Annotated in this window: 13 protein-coding genes; 2 read left to right on the top strand and 11 right to left on the bottom strand. The window is 42.1% G+C overall.

All coding sequences use genetic code 11. The features are described 5' to 3' along the window. Positions 1-105: 105 nt before the first annotated feature. The 6 genes from rsmA to hemA all read right to left on the bottom strand — a co-directional run bounded on the left by rsmA (position 106) and on the right by hemA (position 7,158). On the bottom strand, positions 106-975 hold the full coding sequence (gene rsmA, locus DY200_RS04330) for a 16S rRNA (adenine(1518)-N(6)/adenine(1519)-N(6))-dimethyltransferase RsmA (protein WP_115587046.1): 870 nt from the start codon (positions 973-975) through the stop codon (positions 106-108). Between the two features lie 65 nt (positions 976-1,040). Beyond that, a complete protein-coding gene (locus DY200_RS04325; protein WP_115587045.1) occupies positions 1,041-1,991 on the bottom strand; it encodes a peptidylprolyl isomerase in 951 nt (316 codons plus the stop codon). A gap of 81 nt (positions 1,992-2,072) precedes the next feature. Continuing rightward, complete coding sequence (gene pyrR, locus DY200_RS04320) at positions 2,073-2,612, bottom strand: bifunctional pyr operon transcriptional regulator/uracil phosphoribosyltransferase PyrR (protein WP_005600504.1); 540 nt, start codon at positions 2,610-2,612, stop codon at positions 2,073-2,075. 15 nt (positions 2,613-2,627) lie between these two features. Next, positions 2,628-4,058 carry a bifunctional D-glycero-beta-D-manno-heptose-7-phosphate kinase/D-glycero-beta-D-manno-heptose 1-phosphate adenylyltransferase HldE gene (gene hldE / locus DY200_RS04315; protein WP_115587044.1) on the bottom strand — a complete coding sequence of 477 codons (1,431 nt, stop codon included), beginning with the start codon at positions 4,056-4,058 and terminating at the stop codon, positions 2,628-2,630. A 110-nt stretch (positions 4,059-4,168) separates the two neighbouring features. Beyond that, positions 4,169-5,689 carry a ribosome biogenesis GTPase Der gene (gene der / locus DY200_RS04310; protein WP_005614634.1) on the bottom strand — a complete coding sequence of 507 codons (1,521 nt, stop codon included), beginning with the start codon at positions 5,687-5,689 and terminating at the stop codon, positions 4,169-4,171. A 158-nt stretch (positions 5,690-5,847) separates the two neighbouring features. Beyond that, a complete protein-coding gene (gene hemA / locus DY200_RS04305; RefSeq protein ID WP_115587043.1) occupies positions 5,848-7,158 on the bottom strand; it encodes a glutamyl-tRNA reductase in 1,311 nt (436 codons plus the stop codon). 277 nt (positions 7,159-7,435) lie between these two features. Here hemA and relA point away from each other — a divergent pair, with 277 nt between their 5' ends. After that, positions 7,436-9,643: a GTP diphosphokinase gene (gene relA, locus DY200_RS04300; RefSeq protein ID WP_115587042.1), complete on the top strand. Its 2,208-nt coding sequence runs from the start codon at positions 7,436-7,438 to the stop codon at positions 9,641-9,643. A gap of 73 nt (positions 9,644-9,716) precedes the next feature. After that, positions 9,717-10,907 (top strand): 1-deoxy-D-xylulose-5-phosphate reductoisomerase, encoded by a 1,191-nt coding sequence (gene ispC / locus DY200_RS04295; protein ID WP_115587041.1) that lies wholly within the window; start codon positions 9,717-9,719, stop codon positions 10,905-10,907. 59 nt (positions 10,908-10,966) lie between these two features. Here ispC and lpxA read toward each other — a convergent pair whose 3' ends face one another. From lpxA to bamA, 5 genes are all read right to left on the bottom strand, one after another. Beyond that, the gene (gene lpxA / locus DY200_RS04290) at positions 10,967-11,761 is read right to left on the bottom strand and encodes an acyl-ACP--UDP-N-acetylglucosamine O-acyltransferase (RefSeq protein ID WP_005616848.1); all 795 of its coding nucleotides are present in this window, start codon (positions 11,759-11,761) and stop codon (positions 10,967-10,969) included. Positions 11,762-11,788: 27 nt separating this feature from the next. Continuing rightward, positions 11,789-12,253: a 3-hydroxyacyl-ACP dehydratase FabZ gene (gene fabZ, locus DY200_RS04285; protein ID WP_005596447.1), complete on the bottom strand. Its 465-nt coding sequence runs from the start codon at positions 12,251-12,253 to the stop codon at positions 11,789-11,791. A 68-nt stretch (positions 12,254-12,321) separates the two neighbouring features. Then, the gene (lpxD, locus tag DY200_RS04280; RefSeq protein WP_115587040.1) at positions 12,322-13,347 is read right to left on the bottom strand and encodes a UDP-3-O-(3-hydroxymyristoyl)glucosamine N-acyltransferase; all 1,026 of its coding nucleotides are present in this window, start codon (positions 13,345-13,347) and stop codon (positions 12,322-12,324) included. Further along, entirely contained in the window at positions 13,347-14,153 is an 807-nt protein-coding gene (locus DY200_RS04275) for an OmpH/Skp family outer membrane protein (RefSeq protein WP_115587039.1), read from the bottom strand. The genes lpxD and DY200_RS04275 overlap by 1 nt, the downstream gene beginning before the upstream one ends. A 115-nt stretch (positions 14,154-14,268) precedes the next feature. Next, complete coding sequence (gene bamA / locus DY200_RS04270; protein WP_115587038.1) at positions 14,269-16,650, bottom strand: outer membrane protein assembly factor BamA; 2,382 nt, start codon at positions 16,648-16,650, stop codon at positions 14,269-14,271. Positions 16,651-16,693 lie beyond the last annotated feature (43 nt).

Below are 16,693 nucleotides of genomic sequence, written 5' to 3'. Positions count from 1 at the left end.
TGCTAATAAAAACAAAAAACCTAAGAGAATCTCTTAGGTTTTTTTATATCTATGACTAAGCGGTGGAATTTGCAAAATTTTTTACAAATTTAACCGCTTGTCAGATTAGATATCTTCGTCAATGATTTCTTCTTGGTTATCCACTGCCGGCGGATTGTCATATAACCAGTTGGCTAAACGGGCATAGTCCGCAATACTTAAGTTTTCCGCACGTGCATTTAGGTCGATATTCAACGCTTCTAATTGCTCGGGGCTAAATAGCGTTGAGAGTGCGTTACGCAAGGTTTTACGACGCTGGTTGAAGGCTTGTGTAGTTACACGGTTTAACCAATATACGTCTTTTACCGGATGCGGTAATACTTTATGCGGCATTAAACGTACCACGGCGGAATCTACCTTAGGTGCCGGTTTAAATGCGGTCGGCGGCACTTCTAACACAGGCATTACTTGACAATAATATTGCGCCATAATAGTTAAACGACCGTACGCTTTACTATTCGGTGCGGCACATAGACGTTTTACCACCTCTTTTTGCAACATAAAATGCATATCTTGAATCAAATCGTGAAATTTGAATAAGTGGAACATCAACGGCGTTGAGATGTTATACGGCAAGTTACCGAATACACGAACCCCTTCACCTTCTTTTAGCTCGAGACTTTCAAAATATTCACGGAAATTAAAACGTAACGCATCTTGTTCGATAATGGTTAATTTATGATTTAAGAACGGGTGATGACGTAAACGCTCGGCGAGATCTCTGTCCAGCTCAACCACCGTGAGTTTATCCACTTGCTCGGCGACCGGTTCGGTTAATGCGCCTAAACCCGGACCGATTTCAAGTAAAAATTGACCGTTTTTCGGATTGATGGCAGATACGATATTATGAATAACATTCATATCGTGTAAAAAGTTTTGACCGAAACGCTTACGGGCGGTATGACCTAAATGTTTTTTTGAATTTTGATTACTCATTGTTATCCTTTTAAAATAAGCAAAGAACCCCGCAAATAGCGAGGTTCTCAGATAAATCGTTATGTTTATTTACCAACGTACTGAACGTCAGCGGTTTTTCTCAATGCTTTTACCCAGTCTTTTGCCGCTTCTTGCGCTTGTTTGTCCACTAATTGCTCGTAAGCACGTTGGTTATAAGCGTCTTCTGTACGGTCGCCTTGTTGTGTACCGGTTACCTTAAGAATATGCCAACCGAATTGAGATTTAAACGGTGCGGTAATTTGCTCTTGTTTTGCCGTGCTTGCGGCTTTTGCAAATGCAGGATCATAAATATCTAAGAAATTATAACCTAAATCACCACCGTCCGCAGCCGAAAGATAATCGACCGAATTCGCTTTCGCCGCTTCTTCAAAAGTGGTTTTACCCGCTTTAATATCCGCAACAATTTGAGCTAATTTCGCTTTTGCCTGAATATCATTTAACACCGGTGTCGTTTTAATTAAAATATGACTGACTCGATGTTGAACGCCGGTCACATTTTTCAATTTGCCGTTTGCTTTATCTTTTTCGAGTAATTCTTTTGCATAAGCGTGAACGTCTTTCGGATCAACTTGAATTGATTTACCGATACTGATATGACGTACTTGTTCCATCGCCATTTGTTGTGCGATTTGCTGACGGTATTGCTCTAAGGTAATACCTTGATAATCCAACGCATCGAGTAACTGACCGTAAGTGATACCGTTACGTGCGGCGATATCTTCAATCACTTGATCCACTTTAGCGTAATTGACTTTTACGCCCGCTTCTTTGACCGCTTTTTGTACTAAAAGATCATCAATAATTTGTTCTAACGCGGCTTTGTGATTTGCTTCGGAATTTGCTTTTTTACTTAAAGCGCGCTGAACTTGGCTTTCCATTACCGGTACGCCATCGACAAGTGCTACGACACGTTCTTCAATGGCAATTGCCGTTTGAGAAATACCGATTGCAGTAACCAATGCGACTAATAATGATTTTGCAGAGATTAATTTCATTTATTATTTCCTACTAAAGGTTAAAGATAAGCCCCGATATAATTAGAGCTATTTTTCTAAAAAAGGTTCCTAAGTATTTATTCACTCATCTTTCGCTCGAATAAGCACCACTTGATTCATTCCGTCGTAAAATTGCGTTCGCACTTGTACTTGTTCCGTTCTTGCGGTCGGAATATTTTTTCCGACATAATCGGCTCGGATTGGTAACTCGCGATGCCCTCTATCGACCAGAATGACCAGTTCTATACGTGTTGCCCGTCCAAAATCAAGTAATGCATCAAGCGCGGCTCGAATCGTACGTCCGGTAAATAATACGTCATCGATCAGAATAACATTTTTTCCGGTAATATCAATTTGAGATTCCACTCCGGTATAAACGGGGTCTTGATGATCTAAATGAAGATCATCCCGATAAAATGTAATATCTAAAGCCATTAACGGCAATTCGGTTTGAGCAAGTTCGGCAATCCTGCTTTGTAACATTTCGGCAATTTCAGCGCCGCGACGTTTTATCCCGACTAACACCAAATTATCTAAGGAAGAATGTTTTTCGATAATTTGGTGAGAAATCCGAGAAATCGTACGCTGAAACTGCTCGGCATCAATAATAATTTTTTCCATTAGTGGATAGAAAGCCTATTTTGACGCCTGAATTTTCTTGATTACGTTTGTCGTTGAACAACCGTTCTCAAAATTTAACACTTTAACTTCGCCGCCGTTTGCCCAAACTTCTTGGCTGCCGGCAATTTCTTCAGGCTTATAATCGCCACCTTTGACTAATAAGTTAGGTAAGATTTCACCGATAAGACGTTGCGGCGTATCTTCTGCAAAAGGCACGACCCAATCCACCGAGGCTAAACCGGCAAGTACCGCCATTCGAGCATTTAAATCGTTAATCGGGCGAGATTCGCCTTTTAAGCGTTTCACCGATTCATCGGTATTTACCGCAACGATTAGACGATCGCCTAATTTACGTGCATTTTCTAAGTAAGAAACGTGACCAGGGTGCAGAATATCAAAACAGCCGTTGGTCATCACAATTTTTTCGCCACGTTGCTTTGCTTGTTCTACCGCACGTTTTAATTCGTCTTCCGCTAAAATCCCGAAACCGGTTTCTTCGCGATGATGAATCGCATTTTCTAATTCTGTTGGTGTCACGGTTGAAGTACCTAATTTACCTACAACCACGCCAGCCGCCGCATTCGCTAAATAACACGCTTCTTCGTAAGGACGACCGTCGGCAATCGCAGTGGCAAGCACACTGATCACCGTGTCGCCGGCACCGGTTACGTCATAAACTTCTTTCGCTTGGGTTGGTAAATGGAACGGTGCTTGGTTCGGACGTAATAACGTCATACCTTTTTCCGAACGAGTCACTAATAATGCGGTTAATTCAAAATCGGCAATCAGTTTTAAGCCTTTTTCTACAATTTCATCGTCATTTTTGCAGTGACCGACTACCGCTTCAAACTCAAACATATTCGGTGTTAAGAGCGTTGCACCTCGATAACGTTCAAAATCGGTACCTTTCGGGTCAATGAGTGTCGGTACGCCGGCTTTACGTGCTACTTGAATCATTTGCTGTACCGATTCAAGCGTACCTTTGCCGTAATCCGATAAGATTAATGCGCCATAAGCGGTAATTTCTTGCTCAAGTTTTGCAAGGAGAGAATCGCTTGCGACATGATGAAAGCCTTCTTCGAAATCTAAACGTAATAGTTGTTGATGACGTGACAGAATACGCAATTTGGTGATGGTTGGATGTGAATCCAATGCAACACAATGGTTTTGGATATTATGTGAATTGAGTAATTTATCTAAAGCACGGCCGGCATCATCTTGCCCGATTAGACCGTGAAGGGCGACCGGTACACCAAGGCTGGCAATGTTCATTGCCACATTTGCGGCACCGCCGGCACGTTCTTCGATATCTTGTACTTTTACCACCGGCACCGGTGCTTCCGGTGAAATGCGGTTGGTGGCACCAAACCAATAACGGTCTAACATTACATCGCCAAGTACAAGCACTTTAGCGTTATTAAATTTCGGAGAGTATTGCATCATCATAATTAATTTCTCAATGAAATGATGGCACACGTTTATGGCGAGTGCCTTAAACCTTGTTCAGTCATAATACCCGCCAAAGACGGGTACTAATAAGGGAGAGATTTGTCTAATTATTTCTTACTTTTTTTAATAAACTTCATCAAACGTTTACGTTTACGTAATTGGTTCGGTGTCAGTTTATTTTTCTTACCTGCAAACGGGTTATTTCCTTCCTGGAACTGAATACGGATCGGCGAACCGATAATTTTCAAGCTCTTACGGAAGTAATTACTTAAATAACGTTTATAAGAATCCGCTAATTTTTCGACTTGGTTACCGTGAATGACGATAATCGGCGGATTATAACCACCCGGGTGAGCGTATTTTAATTTCACACGGCGACCGTTTACTAACGGCGGCTGATGCTCATCCGCTGCCATACGTAAAATACGCGTTAGCATCGAAGTCGAAGTTTTTTGTGTTGCACACGCATAGGCTTCTTTCACGGAATCAAATAAGTTACCCACGCCCGAGCCGTGTAATGCGGAAATAAAATGCACACGCGCGAAATCAATAAAGTCTAAACGGCGATCTAATTCGGATTTCACTTGATCTTTAATATCTTGTGATAAGCCGTCCCATTTATTAACTACGATCACAAGTGAACGACCGGCATTCAGAATAAAGCCAAGTAATGATAAATCTTGATCAGAAATCCCTTCACGCGCATCAATGGTAAGTAATACTACGTTTGCATCTTGAATCGCTTGTAGGGTTTTAATCACAGAGAATTTTTCTACCGCTAAATTGACCTTACCACGTTTACGTACACCTGCCGTGTCGATAATCGTATATTGCTGACCATCACGTTCCATCGGAATATAGATAGAATCACGTGTCGTACCCGGCATATCGTAAACAACCACGCGTTCCTCGCCGAGAATACGGTTGGTTAAAGTCGATTTTCCTACATTCGGACGACCGACGATGGCAATCTTGATATTTTTATCTTCAATAGACTCTTCGGTTTCTTCTTCAAGTGCTTCATCAAGTAATGCGGTATCGTCTTCATTTTCGAAGTCAAAGTCAGTATCCCATTCGTCTGCTTCTTCATTTGCAGAATTTTCTTCGTTTTCGACCGCTTGATCCGCATTTAATTGTTCGCCTAACGGGGCTAATACTTGATCGATAAGTTGTGTCACGCCACGACCTTGTGCCGCTGCGATTTGTTCGACTTCACCTAAGCCTAATTGATAAAATTCCGCACAATGTGAATCCGCATCGATACCGTCCGTTTTGTTGGCGACCACAACGGTGGTTTTTTCACGCTGACGTAAATATTGAGCGATACCGATATCGGCAGGTACTAAACCGGCACGTGCATCCACTAAGAAAAGCACGACATCCGCTTCTTCAATCGCCAGTAGCGATTGTTCCGCCATTTTTTCTTCTACGCCTTCTTCCGTACCGTCGATCCCGCCGGTGTCAATCACGATAAAATCATAGCCGGCAATATTCGCATGACCGTATTTACGGTCACGGGTAAGTCCCGGAAAGTCCGCTACCAACGCATCGCGCGTGCGGGTTAAGCGGTTAAATAAAGTGGATTTACCTACATTCGGTCTGCCGACAAGGGCAACAACTGGAGTCATTCTTATTCTGTCCTTCTAAAAATTCTGTCTTTGCGAGTCGCAAAATTGCCATATTATATACTAAAAGCGTTGAGAACGGAAAAAGGATCAAAAAAAGCGGTCGATTTTCGGCAAAATTTTACCGAAAATCGACCGCTTGTTTATTGAGTTTTTTTGGATTATTGTTCTTCTAATTTTAAGGCTTTAGAAAAACTCTGAAGTCCTTGAGAATTTCCGCTTTTCGCCATAGCCTGTAACGCTTGGGTCGGCACGTGTAATAAGCTGTTGGTCAGTTTATAACTTAGCTCGTTAAGTACCTTTTCGCTGTCTTGTCCGCTGGTTAAGGCAACTAATGCTTTCGCCAATAGCTCTTGACGAGTTTGCTCGGCATCTTGGCGATAACGTTTAATCAAATCGCTGGATTGCTGTTGTTTTAGCCATTCAAAGAACGCTTTACATTCTTCATCCACAATTTGTGCCGCTTGTTCCGCCGCTTGTTCCCTTTGCGCCATATTACGTTGAATGATATGTTGTAAATCATCCACGCTGTAAGAATATACCGCATCCAATTCGCCGGCATTTTCGTCAATATCGCGAGGAACGGCAATATCAATCAATAACATCGGATCAAACTGGCGTTGTTTCTGTGCGATTTCCACCATTTCTTTGTTAATCAGCATATCCGGACTGCCGGTAGAACTGATAACGATATCCGCTTGGTTTAAACCGATTTGCAATGCGCTTAATGATAAAATTTGCATCGGCGTGTTTAAACGCTCAGCTAACGTTTCCGCACGTTGCGGCGTACGGTTGGCGATCATAATGTTTTTCGCGCCGTGCTGAATTAAATAACGCGCGACTAATTCGATGGTTTCGCCGGCACCGACCAACAAGAAACGCAATTTACCGAAATTATCGAAAATCTGGCGTGCCAAACCGCAAGCGGCATAAGCGACCGATACCGCACTTGAACCGATTTCCGTTTCGGAACGCACACGTTTTGCCGTCGAAAAGGTACGTTGGAACAGGCGGGATAATTTAGTAGAAATATGGCTGTTCTGCGATTGGTAAAAATTCTCGCTATATTGATAAGCTTGTTTTACCTGACCTAGAATTTGCGGCTCGCCCAAGATAAGCGAATCTAAACCGCACGCTACTCGCATTAAATGACGAGCGGCTTCCATATTTTGTTTGAAATAAATACATTCGCGTAATTCATTATGTTCAAGTTGATGAATTTCGGCAAACCATTCAAAACATTGTTCACGCCATGCGATGTTATCTTCATGTTCTTCTCGCGGCGTAATTTCCGCATTATGAAAGTAGAGTTCCGTTCGGTTACAAGTTGAAAGAATTACGACACTTTCAGCAAGCGCGCGGCGTTGAATTTGTTCGAAAGCAAGCTGACGTTTTTGATCATCAAACGCCACCTTACTTCGCAAATTTACCGAAGCCGTTTTATGGTTAATACCAAGTGCTAAAATCGTCATTTACATCCCACGCTAAAAACAAAAAACGGCAAAATGCCGTTGAAACCGACCTATTCTAACGAATAGAATCGGCTCTCGCAAATAATTGTAGAGATTGGTTTGATTTATCACAACGGATATACCTCAAATAAGGTATCGGAAGGTATATTCCCGTTTCTCTTTAGAAAAGAAAAGTGACTAAATAAGCAAGCATTTTATAAAAATACCAGTATAATGCTATTCATCTTTTCGACTGACAAGCGGTTAAATATTCACAATATTTTGCAAAGGAGGAATTATGGTAGCAATTCGTCGCTCACACGAGCTTGATCCGAGTACTTTTGAGTTAGCGAGTTGGAGTGCCGCTTTGCAAATGTCGCCGATAACCTTTGAAGAGTTACAAATCGCGTGGCGTTACGCCCATGAAAAATTGGATACCGATACTTATCACCTTATGTGGGATGGGATTGAAATGGTGGAAATTTTACACGGGCTGAATATGGATGATGACTCGCTTGTCGCCGCCTTACTTTTCCCTCTCGTAAAAAATCACATTATCGATCTCGCCCAAGTCAAAGAAGATTTCAGTAATCAGGTTAAAAACTTGGTGAAAGGCGTGATTGAAATGGACAATATTCGCCAACTGAGTGCGAACAGTGTGTCCGATCTGCAAATCGATAATATTCGTCGTATGCTGTTAGCGATGGTAGATGATTTCCGTTGTGTGGTTATTAAGCTGGCGGAACGTATCGTCTATTTGCGAGGAAAATATCGTCATACCGAAGAAGATCTTGTATTGGCGGCAAAAGAATGCTCGCATATTTATGCACCACTCGCTAACCGTTTAGGCATCGGACAGCTGAAATGGGAACTGGAGGATTATTGCTTCCGAGCGTTACATCCGCAATGTTACCGAGTAATCGCCTTGCAACTCGGCGAACGCCGTTTGGAACGCGAGAGTTATATCGCAAAATTCGTGGCGGATTTGACCGCTTGTCTAAGCGAACAAATCGGCGATTTGGAAGTTTACGGTCGCCCGAAACATATCTACAGTATTTGGAAAAAAATGCAGAAGAAAAATCTGCGTTTTGAACAATTGTTCGATATTCGAGCGGTGCGTGTTATCGTACCGAATTTGGAAGATTGTTATACTGCATTAGGGATTATTCATACCCAATATAAACATTTACCTGAACATTTTGACGACTATATAGCTAATCCTAAACCGAACGGTTATCAATCCATTCATACCGTTGTCTTGGGCGAGGGTGAACGCACCATAGAGGTACAAATTCGTACTCGAGCGATGCACGAAAATGCGGAATTAGGTGTCGCAGCGCATTGGAAATATAAAGAGGGCGCAACCGCCGGTCGTTCCGGTTATGAAGAAAAGATCGTATGGTTACGTAAATTATTAGCGTGGCAAAACGATATTGCCGATTCTGGCGAGGTTATGGCGGCGGAAATGCGCTCTCAAGTGTTTGATGATCGTGTTTATGTCTTTACGCCGAAGGGCGAGGTGATTGATTTGCCTAAAAATGCAACACCGCTTGATTTTGCTTATGCGATTCATAGCGAGGTGGGTCATCGTTGTATCGGCGCAAAAGTCGCCGGACGTATCGTGCCGTTTACTTATTTATTGCAAATGGGTGATCAAGTCGAAATTATTACCCAGAAAAATCCGAATCCGAGTCGAGATTGGTTAAATCCGAATGCCGGCTTTGTCAATACGTCTAAAGCACGAGCAAAAATTATCGCTTGGTTTAAAAAGCTGGATCGAGAAAAAAATATTCCGCTCGGTAAGGAAGCGTTGGAAGCGGAGATGGCTCGTTTCGGCTTTACTTATAAACAAATTGAGCAGTATGCACTGCCTCGTTATAACTTAAAACAATTCGATGATTTGTATGCCGGTATCGGCGGCGGCGATATTCGTTTAAATCAATTAAGCCATTATTTACAAAGTAAATTAATTAAACCGACCGCAGAACAAGAAGACGAAGCGGTATTAAAACAAGTTAATAAAAACGCAAATAATCAACAACATAAGGGCAAAAACGGACAGATCATCATTGACGGTGTCGGTAATTTGATGCATACCATCGCACGTTGCTGTCAGCCGATTCCGGGTGACGAGATTGTCGGTTATATTACCCAAGGGCGTGGGATTTCGATTCATCGAGCCGATTGCGAACAGTTGTTTGACCTACGCAGTGCGAATCCGGAGAGGGTAGTAAATGCACAATGGGGAACGCATTATGCAAACGGCTTTAGTTTGGCGATTCGAGTGACCGCCAATGACCGCAACGGTTTATTACGTGATGTGAGTGCGGTGATGGCGAATGAAAAAGTGAATGTATTAAGCGTATCGAGCCGTATTGATGCGAAACGCAGTTTGGCGATTATGGATATGAGCATTGAACTTAATAATATCGAAATGCTCGGCAAGCTCTTAGCGCGTATTGCGCAGCTGGACGATGTTATTGAAGCGAAACGTTTATCAAATTAAGTGACAAGCGGTCGAATTTGTAAAAAAAATCACAAAAAAGACCGCTTGTTTTTTTGAGTGATTAGGAATGGATATGAAAAAATTAGTCATTTTAGGTTCAACCGGTTCAATCGGTAAAAGTACCTTATCGGTGGTGGAACAGAACAAAACCGAATACGAAGTATTCGGTTTGGTCGGCGGTAAAAACGTTGAATTGATGACGACGCAATGCTTATTGTTTCAACCGAAATTTGCCGCATTAGATGATGAGAACGCCGCAAAAGCATTGGTGGAACAGCTTAGACAATTGAATGTAAAAACCGAAGTATTAAGCGGTCAAAAAGCGATTTGTGAATTGAGCGCTCACCCCGAAGTGGATATAGTGATGGCGGCGATTGTTGGGGCGGCAGGCCTGTTACCAACGCTTTCAGCGGTTAAAGCTGGTAAAAAAGTTTTATTGGCAAATAAAGAATCATTAGTCACTTGCGGGCAAATCTTTATTGATGAGGCGAGAAAATCCGGCGCGCAGTTATTACCGGTTGATAGTGAACATAATGCGATTTTCCAATCCCTACCGCCGGAAGCACAACAAAAAGTCGGTTTTTGCCCGCTTGCCGAGTTAGGCGTGAGTAAAATTATTTTAACCGGTTCTGGCGGTCCTTTCCGTGTGAAACCGTTAGACGAATTTGCAGCGATTACACCGGCACAAGCGGTTGCTCACCCGAATTGGTCTATGGGTAAGAAAATCTCGGTCGATAGTGCCACGATGATGAATAAAGGCTTGGAATATATTGAAGCCCGTTGGTTATTCAATGCGTCGGCAGAGGAGATGGAAATTATTATTCATCCGCAATCGATTATTCATTCGATGGTACGTTATATTGACGGTTCCGTTATTGCTCAAATGGGTAATCCGGATATGTGTACGCCGATTGCACATACGATGGCGTATCCGAAGCGCATTAATGCCGGCGTGGCTCCGTTAGATTTCTTTAAATTGAAAGAATTAACCTTTATCGAACCGGACTTTGCTCGCTATCCGAATTTAAAATTAGCAATTGATGCGTTTTCGGAAGGTCAGTATGCGACAACTGCAATGAATGCGGCAAATGAAGTGGCGGTTGAGGCTTTCTTAAACGAGCGTATTCGTTTTATTGATATTGTGAACGTGAATAGAACAGTGGTGGAAAATATTGCACCGGTTCAAGTGAAAGAAATCGCCGATGTGTTACATATAGATAAATTGGCACGAGAATTGGCGGAACAAGCGGTCATTAATTTATAAAAAAAGCGGTGTAATTTGTTAAAAACTTTGCAAATTACACCGCTTGTCTATTCGGCCGATTAGCGAATAATACCGCGAGTCGAGCGTTTAAAGAAATCTAGGAATAGCTGAACGGCAGGTTCGTTTACTGCAAATTGTTCGATTTCCGGAATTGCTTCTTCAATTGTCTTACCGCTACGATAAATTAATTTATACGCATTACGAATGGCGTGCATCGCCGGCTTATCAAAGCCGCGACGTTTTAAACCTTCCAAATTCACCCCGAACGGTTGAGCATGGTTTCCTTGTGCCATTACGTATGGCGGTACGTCTTGGCTAACCATTGAACCGCCGCCTAACATTACGTGTGAACCGATAACGACGAATTGGTGGATCGCCGACATTCCGCCTACGATAACGAAATCGTCTAACGTAACATGACCGGCTAAAGTACCGTTATTGGCAATAATACAACGATTACCGATAGAGCAGTCGTGCGCAATATGAGTATTGATCATAAACAGGTTATCATTACCGATACGCGTAACACCGCCGCCTTGCACGGTTCCGCGGTGGATGGTAACGCTTTCGCGAATACGGTTACGATTGCCGATAATCACTTTAGTCGGTTCGCCTTGATATTTTAAATCTTGGTTAATTTCCCCGATACTGGCGAATTGGAAAATTTGATTTTGTTCGCCGATTTCGGTATGACCGTTAATCACAACATGAGAGTGAATAATTGTTTTTGCACCGATTTTTACATTTTTGCCGATAACGGAAAACGGGCCGATTTCGACGTGAGCGCCAATTTGCGCTCCTTCTTCAACGACGGCTAAAGGACTGATTTTTGCAGTTGAATCAATTAATCGCATAGTTTCTCCCGTGAGGTTGGAGTTTAATTATTTACGTGCACACATTAAATCGGCTTCGCACACTAGTTTTCCATCAACAAAAGCTTTTCCGGTAAATTTAGTGATACCACGCATTTCTTTTAAAAATTCAACTTCGAATGTAAGTTGGTCACCCGGCACGACCGGACGCTTAAAGCGAGCATTATCAATAGCCGCAAAATAATATAATTCGTCTTGCGCCATTTTTCCGTGTGTCGCGACCGCTAATACGCCGGTTGCTTGCGCCATCGCTTCTAAAATAAGCACGCCCGGGAAAATCGGACTTTCAGGGAAGTGACCGGTAAAACAAGGTTCGTTTACGGTCACGTTTTTAATTGCTTTCAGCCATTTGCCTTCTTCAAAATCAATAACACGATCTACAAGTAAGAAAGGATAGCGATGAGGTAACATTTTCATAATTTCCGTTACTTCAATAATTTTAGGTTCTCTATTTTCTTGTACTTCAATAGTCATTAATTCGGCCTCATAATAAAATGTATAAACTAAAATAAGGCTTACAGCGGTAAGCCCATAAAAAATGCTTATTCAGCTAAACGTTTTTCAATCGCTTTTAAACGTTTGTTCATCTCATCGATATTCATTGTTAGCGCAGCGGTTTTACGCCATTCTTTATTGGTTTGAGCAGGGATACCAGACGAGTAGATTCCTTTTTCGGTAATCGGTTTCATCACCATACTCATACCGGTAATGACGGCTCCGTCACAAATTTCCATATGACCGTTTAATACGCTTGCACCGCCGATTTGACAGAATCTGCCTACTTTCAGGCTACCCGCCATAATTACTCCACCGGCAACGGCCGTACCGAAACCAATATGAACATTATGCGCAATTTGACAAAGATTGTCGATAATTACATTGTCTTCGATAACGGTCGGATCCAAAGCACCGCGGTCAATACAAGTACAAGCGCCGATTTCCACACGATTACCGATAATCACGCCGCCCGTTTGCGGAATTTTAATCCATTGACCTTTATCATTGGCATAACCGAAGCCGTCACTGCCGATTACCGCAGAGGATTGGATTAAACAATCCGAACCGATTCGGACGTTATGGTAAACCGATACGTTTGCCCACAATTGAGTACGTGCGCCGATTTTAGTATTTTTACCGATAAAACATCCGGCACCGATGATAACGTCATCTCCCAATTCTACACCGCTTTCAATCATCGCATTCGCACCGACGAAAACATTATTGCCTAAAATTGCTTCCGAAGAAATAACGGCGTGAGGTGAAATACTGTTAGCGGCTTTAGGCGTCGAATCCATATACTGTGCCAATAATGCGTAAGCGACATACGGATTCTTTACGATAATAAGATTTTGTGATTCCGCACAAAACTCGATATCCGCTTCGCTGACAATAATCGCACCGGCTTGAGATTGTGCTAATTGAGGGCGATATTTTGCGTTAGAAATAAAAGTAATTTGTGACGAATTTGCTTTATCTAATGCGGCAATGCTAGAAATAGCCAAATCGGCGTTACCCCTTAGAGTACCGCCGATTTGCTCCGCAAGTTCAATTAAACGGAAATTAGCCATTATTTTTTCGCTTCTTCTGGTTTGGTTGTTTCTGCTTGAGGTGAGTCGGTTGCCGGTTTAGCTTCTTCCGCTTTTACCTCCGGATTTGCAACCGGTTGTTCGATTTTAATTTCAGGGTGTTTCGCTTTTAACGCTTCCAACACTTTTTCGGTAATATCTTTGGTTTCATCTTCCGCATACAGTGCAACGGACGGTGGTAATACTAAAGTATAACCTTTTGATTTAGCCACTTCTTTCACTGTTGCGTTAATTTCCTCAACCACTTGTTTTTGTACCGCTTGAGGATCCATACCGCCGGCTTCTTGTTGCGCTTTATTTAATTTTTCTTGGAAAGCGTCCGCTTTTTTCTGGAAGGCTTCGGCTTTTTTACCAAAGTCGGCTTCACGTTTTTGGATTGCCGAAACTTTGTTTTGGAACGCTTTATATTCCGCTTCGATTGCGTTTTGACGCGCTTGAATTTCTTTAGAGCGTAAACGCGGCGCATCTTTTTCTAATGCGGCGGATTTTTTCTTAAGTGATGCTTCTACTTTTGTTTGTTCTTCTTGTAATTTTTTCGCATCGCTTTCAAGTTTATTTCGTTCTGCGGTTAAGGCTTTATTTTCTTCCGCTAATTTTTTATCTTCGTCGGCGAATTTACTTTGGCCTTCTTTCATAAATTTTTCAAATTTCTGTGCCGCATCAATGGCAACAGGGTGATTTTGCAGTAAATAGTTCGGATCTACGAAACCGATGGTATCGCTTGCTTGAGCCAAGCCTGCGGTTGCTAATGCTGCGGTTACTGTTGCTGCTTTAAATAATTTTTTCATTTAGATATCCTTTATTTCTTTTAATTAATTCGGTACTGAGTAGCACGAAAATAAGCGGTCGGATTTATCAAAAATTTTGCAAAAAATAGACAAAATCTAACCGCTTGTTAATCGATTAGAACGAGCTACCGATACTAAATTGGAATTGCTCGATTTCATCGCCCGCATATTTTTTAATCGGTTTAGCATAAGAGAACGCTAAAGGACCGATCGGGGATTGCCATTGGAACGCAATACCGGCGGAAGCGCGTACACGTTTGTAATCTTTATAATCCGGTAATGTCGGATATACGGATTTTTTCCATTTCGTATTCCATACGCTTGCCGCATCTACAAATAATGACGTACGTACGTTGTGCTGATATTTATCACTGACAAACGGTGTCGGGGTGATTAATTCCAAACTTGCATTTGCCATTGCATTACCGCCGACGACATCATCGCTTGCATTCGTGAATTTATTACTCTGCGTAGAGTAATAAATTGCTTTAGGACCAATCGCACCGTATGCGAAACCGCGCAATGTGCCGATACCGCCCGCCGAATAAAGTTGATAGAACGGCACTTCTTTACCGCCGAAACCTTTGGTATAAGCTAAACCGGCTTTAGTTGAAATAACCCATTTGTGTTCACGATTAAGCGGATAATAATTTCTAAAATCGGCATTTAAGCGATAATATTTATTATCGGAACCCGGAATCGTCACTTTACCGCCGATATTTGCGGTAGTACCTTCGGTTGGAAAATACCCGCGGTTTAAGCTATTGTAGTTCCAGCCGAATGAGAAATCAAAATCGTCCGCTTTAATACGCTCATAACGATTACTGCCGTCAATAATTGGGAAGTTCATCGATTTCACGTATTTTTCACGAGTAAATTCTCGTTTGACATTTTTTAACTTATCGTGCGTATAACCTAAGCCTAGGTAATATGAGTTGCTTTCATTTACCGGGAAGCCTAGCGTACCGTTAATACCGTAAGTTTGACGTTTATAAGCCGCAGAGGTGTCGCTGTTCGAGTTATCGTAATCTTCGTAGAAAACGTTACCGCCTAAACTTACGCCGTCTTTAGTGAAGTACGGTTCGGTGTAACCTAAGTTTACGCTTGTGCCGTAGTCATTACGCGTACCGCTTAAGCTGACGGTCGAACCCATCCCCAAGAAGTTGTCTTGTTTGATACCCGCTTGGTAGCTGATACCGCTTTCCGTACCGTAACCGATACCGAAGTTAATCGAACCGGTATTACGCTCTTTAATTTTATAGACTAAATCCACTTGGTCATCGGTATTTTGAACGGTCGGCATCGTCATATCGACGGTTTCATAGAAGCCGGTACGTTCTAAACGAGATTTACCTAATGCCGCATTCGTAGTGGATAGCCACGCACCTTCTTGTTGGCGCATTTCGCGACGTAAGGTTGAATCCGCCGTTACATCATTGCCTTCAAAGCGGATTTTGCGTACGTAAATACGACGACCGGCATCAACGATAAAGTTAATTTGTACCGTTTTATCTTGCTCGTTGAATTTAGGATATAAATCGACTTTTGCCGAGCCGAAACCATGTTCGCCGAGTATTTGTTTAATACCTTCTTCGATCTCGACCAATTCGCTTTTACGGAATAATTGACCCGGTTCGAAGTCTTTTAATAACGTATTTAATTCGTTATCGAGTTTTGCCGTATTACCGATGATACGAATGTCGCTAATATTATATTGTACGCCTTCGTGAATTTTGTAAGTAAGATCCACTTCGGTTTTTTTATCGTTAAAGGTTACATCGGTATCTTGCAATGCAAATTGAGCGTAACCGCGATTTAAATAATAATCGCGTAACGTTTCCAAATCTTTATTATAAGCCTGTTGCTCGAATTTACTGCTTTCAAAAATATTCCACCAAGATACGTCCGGCTGAATATCTAACGGTTTAGTTAATTCTTTATCGGTAAATACTTGATTGCCTTCGAATTTTATATTTTTAACGTAAGCGACTTCGCCCTCGGTAATATTTAATTTAATGTTAATACCGCCGTTTTCGTTGCGAGTTGTTGTCGTATCGATTTTAGCTTCATAGCGACCGATAGAATGGTAATGATCAAGTAAGCCTTGTTTAAAACCTTCTAATTTTGCAGCGTCATAGAGTTCACCTTTAGTGATAAGGTTCGCCTTTAAGTTTTCCTGTAACGGCTCTTTCGGAATAGCACTGTTACCTTCGACATCAACGCTATTGATGAAAGGTCGCTCGGCAACTTTAATGACTAAGGTATTACCTTCTCGTGTCGCTCGGACGTCATCAAAGCGATTTTGTTCGAAAAGTTGTCTTACCACGTTTGCGACATCATTATCCGTAGCCGTTTGACCGACTTTCACCGGTAACGAAGAAATGATAGCCTGACCTGTTTCGGCGTGTACGCCGTCAACACGAATATCTTTAACGACAAAAGGTGCTGCGACCACACCGTTTGCAATTAAAAGAGAAGAAAGTAAGAATTTTTTCATTGAAATTATCCTATGAATGTTTGCAAAATTATCAGCGGAATCG

Source organism: Actinobacillus lignieresii, from assembly GCF_900444945.1.
Classification (GTDB): domain Bacteria; phylum Pseudomonadota; class Gammaproteobacteria; order Enterobacterales; family Pasteurellaceae; genus Actinobacillus; species Actinobacillus lignieresii.
This window is presented reverse-complemented; position numbering and strand designations above follow the sequence as displayed.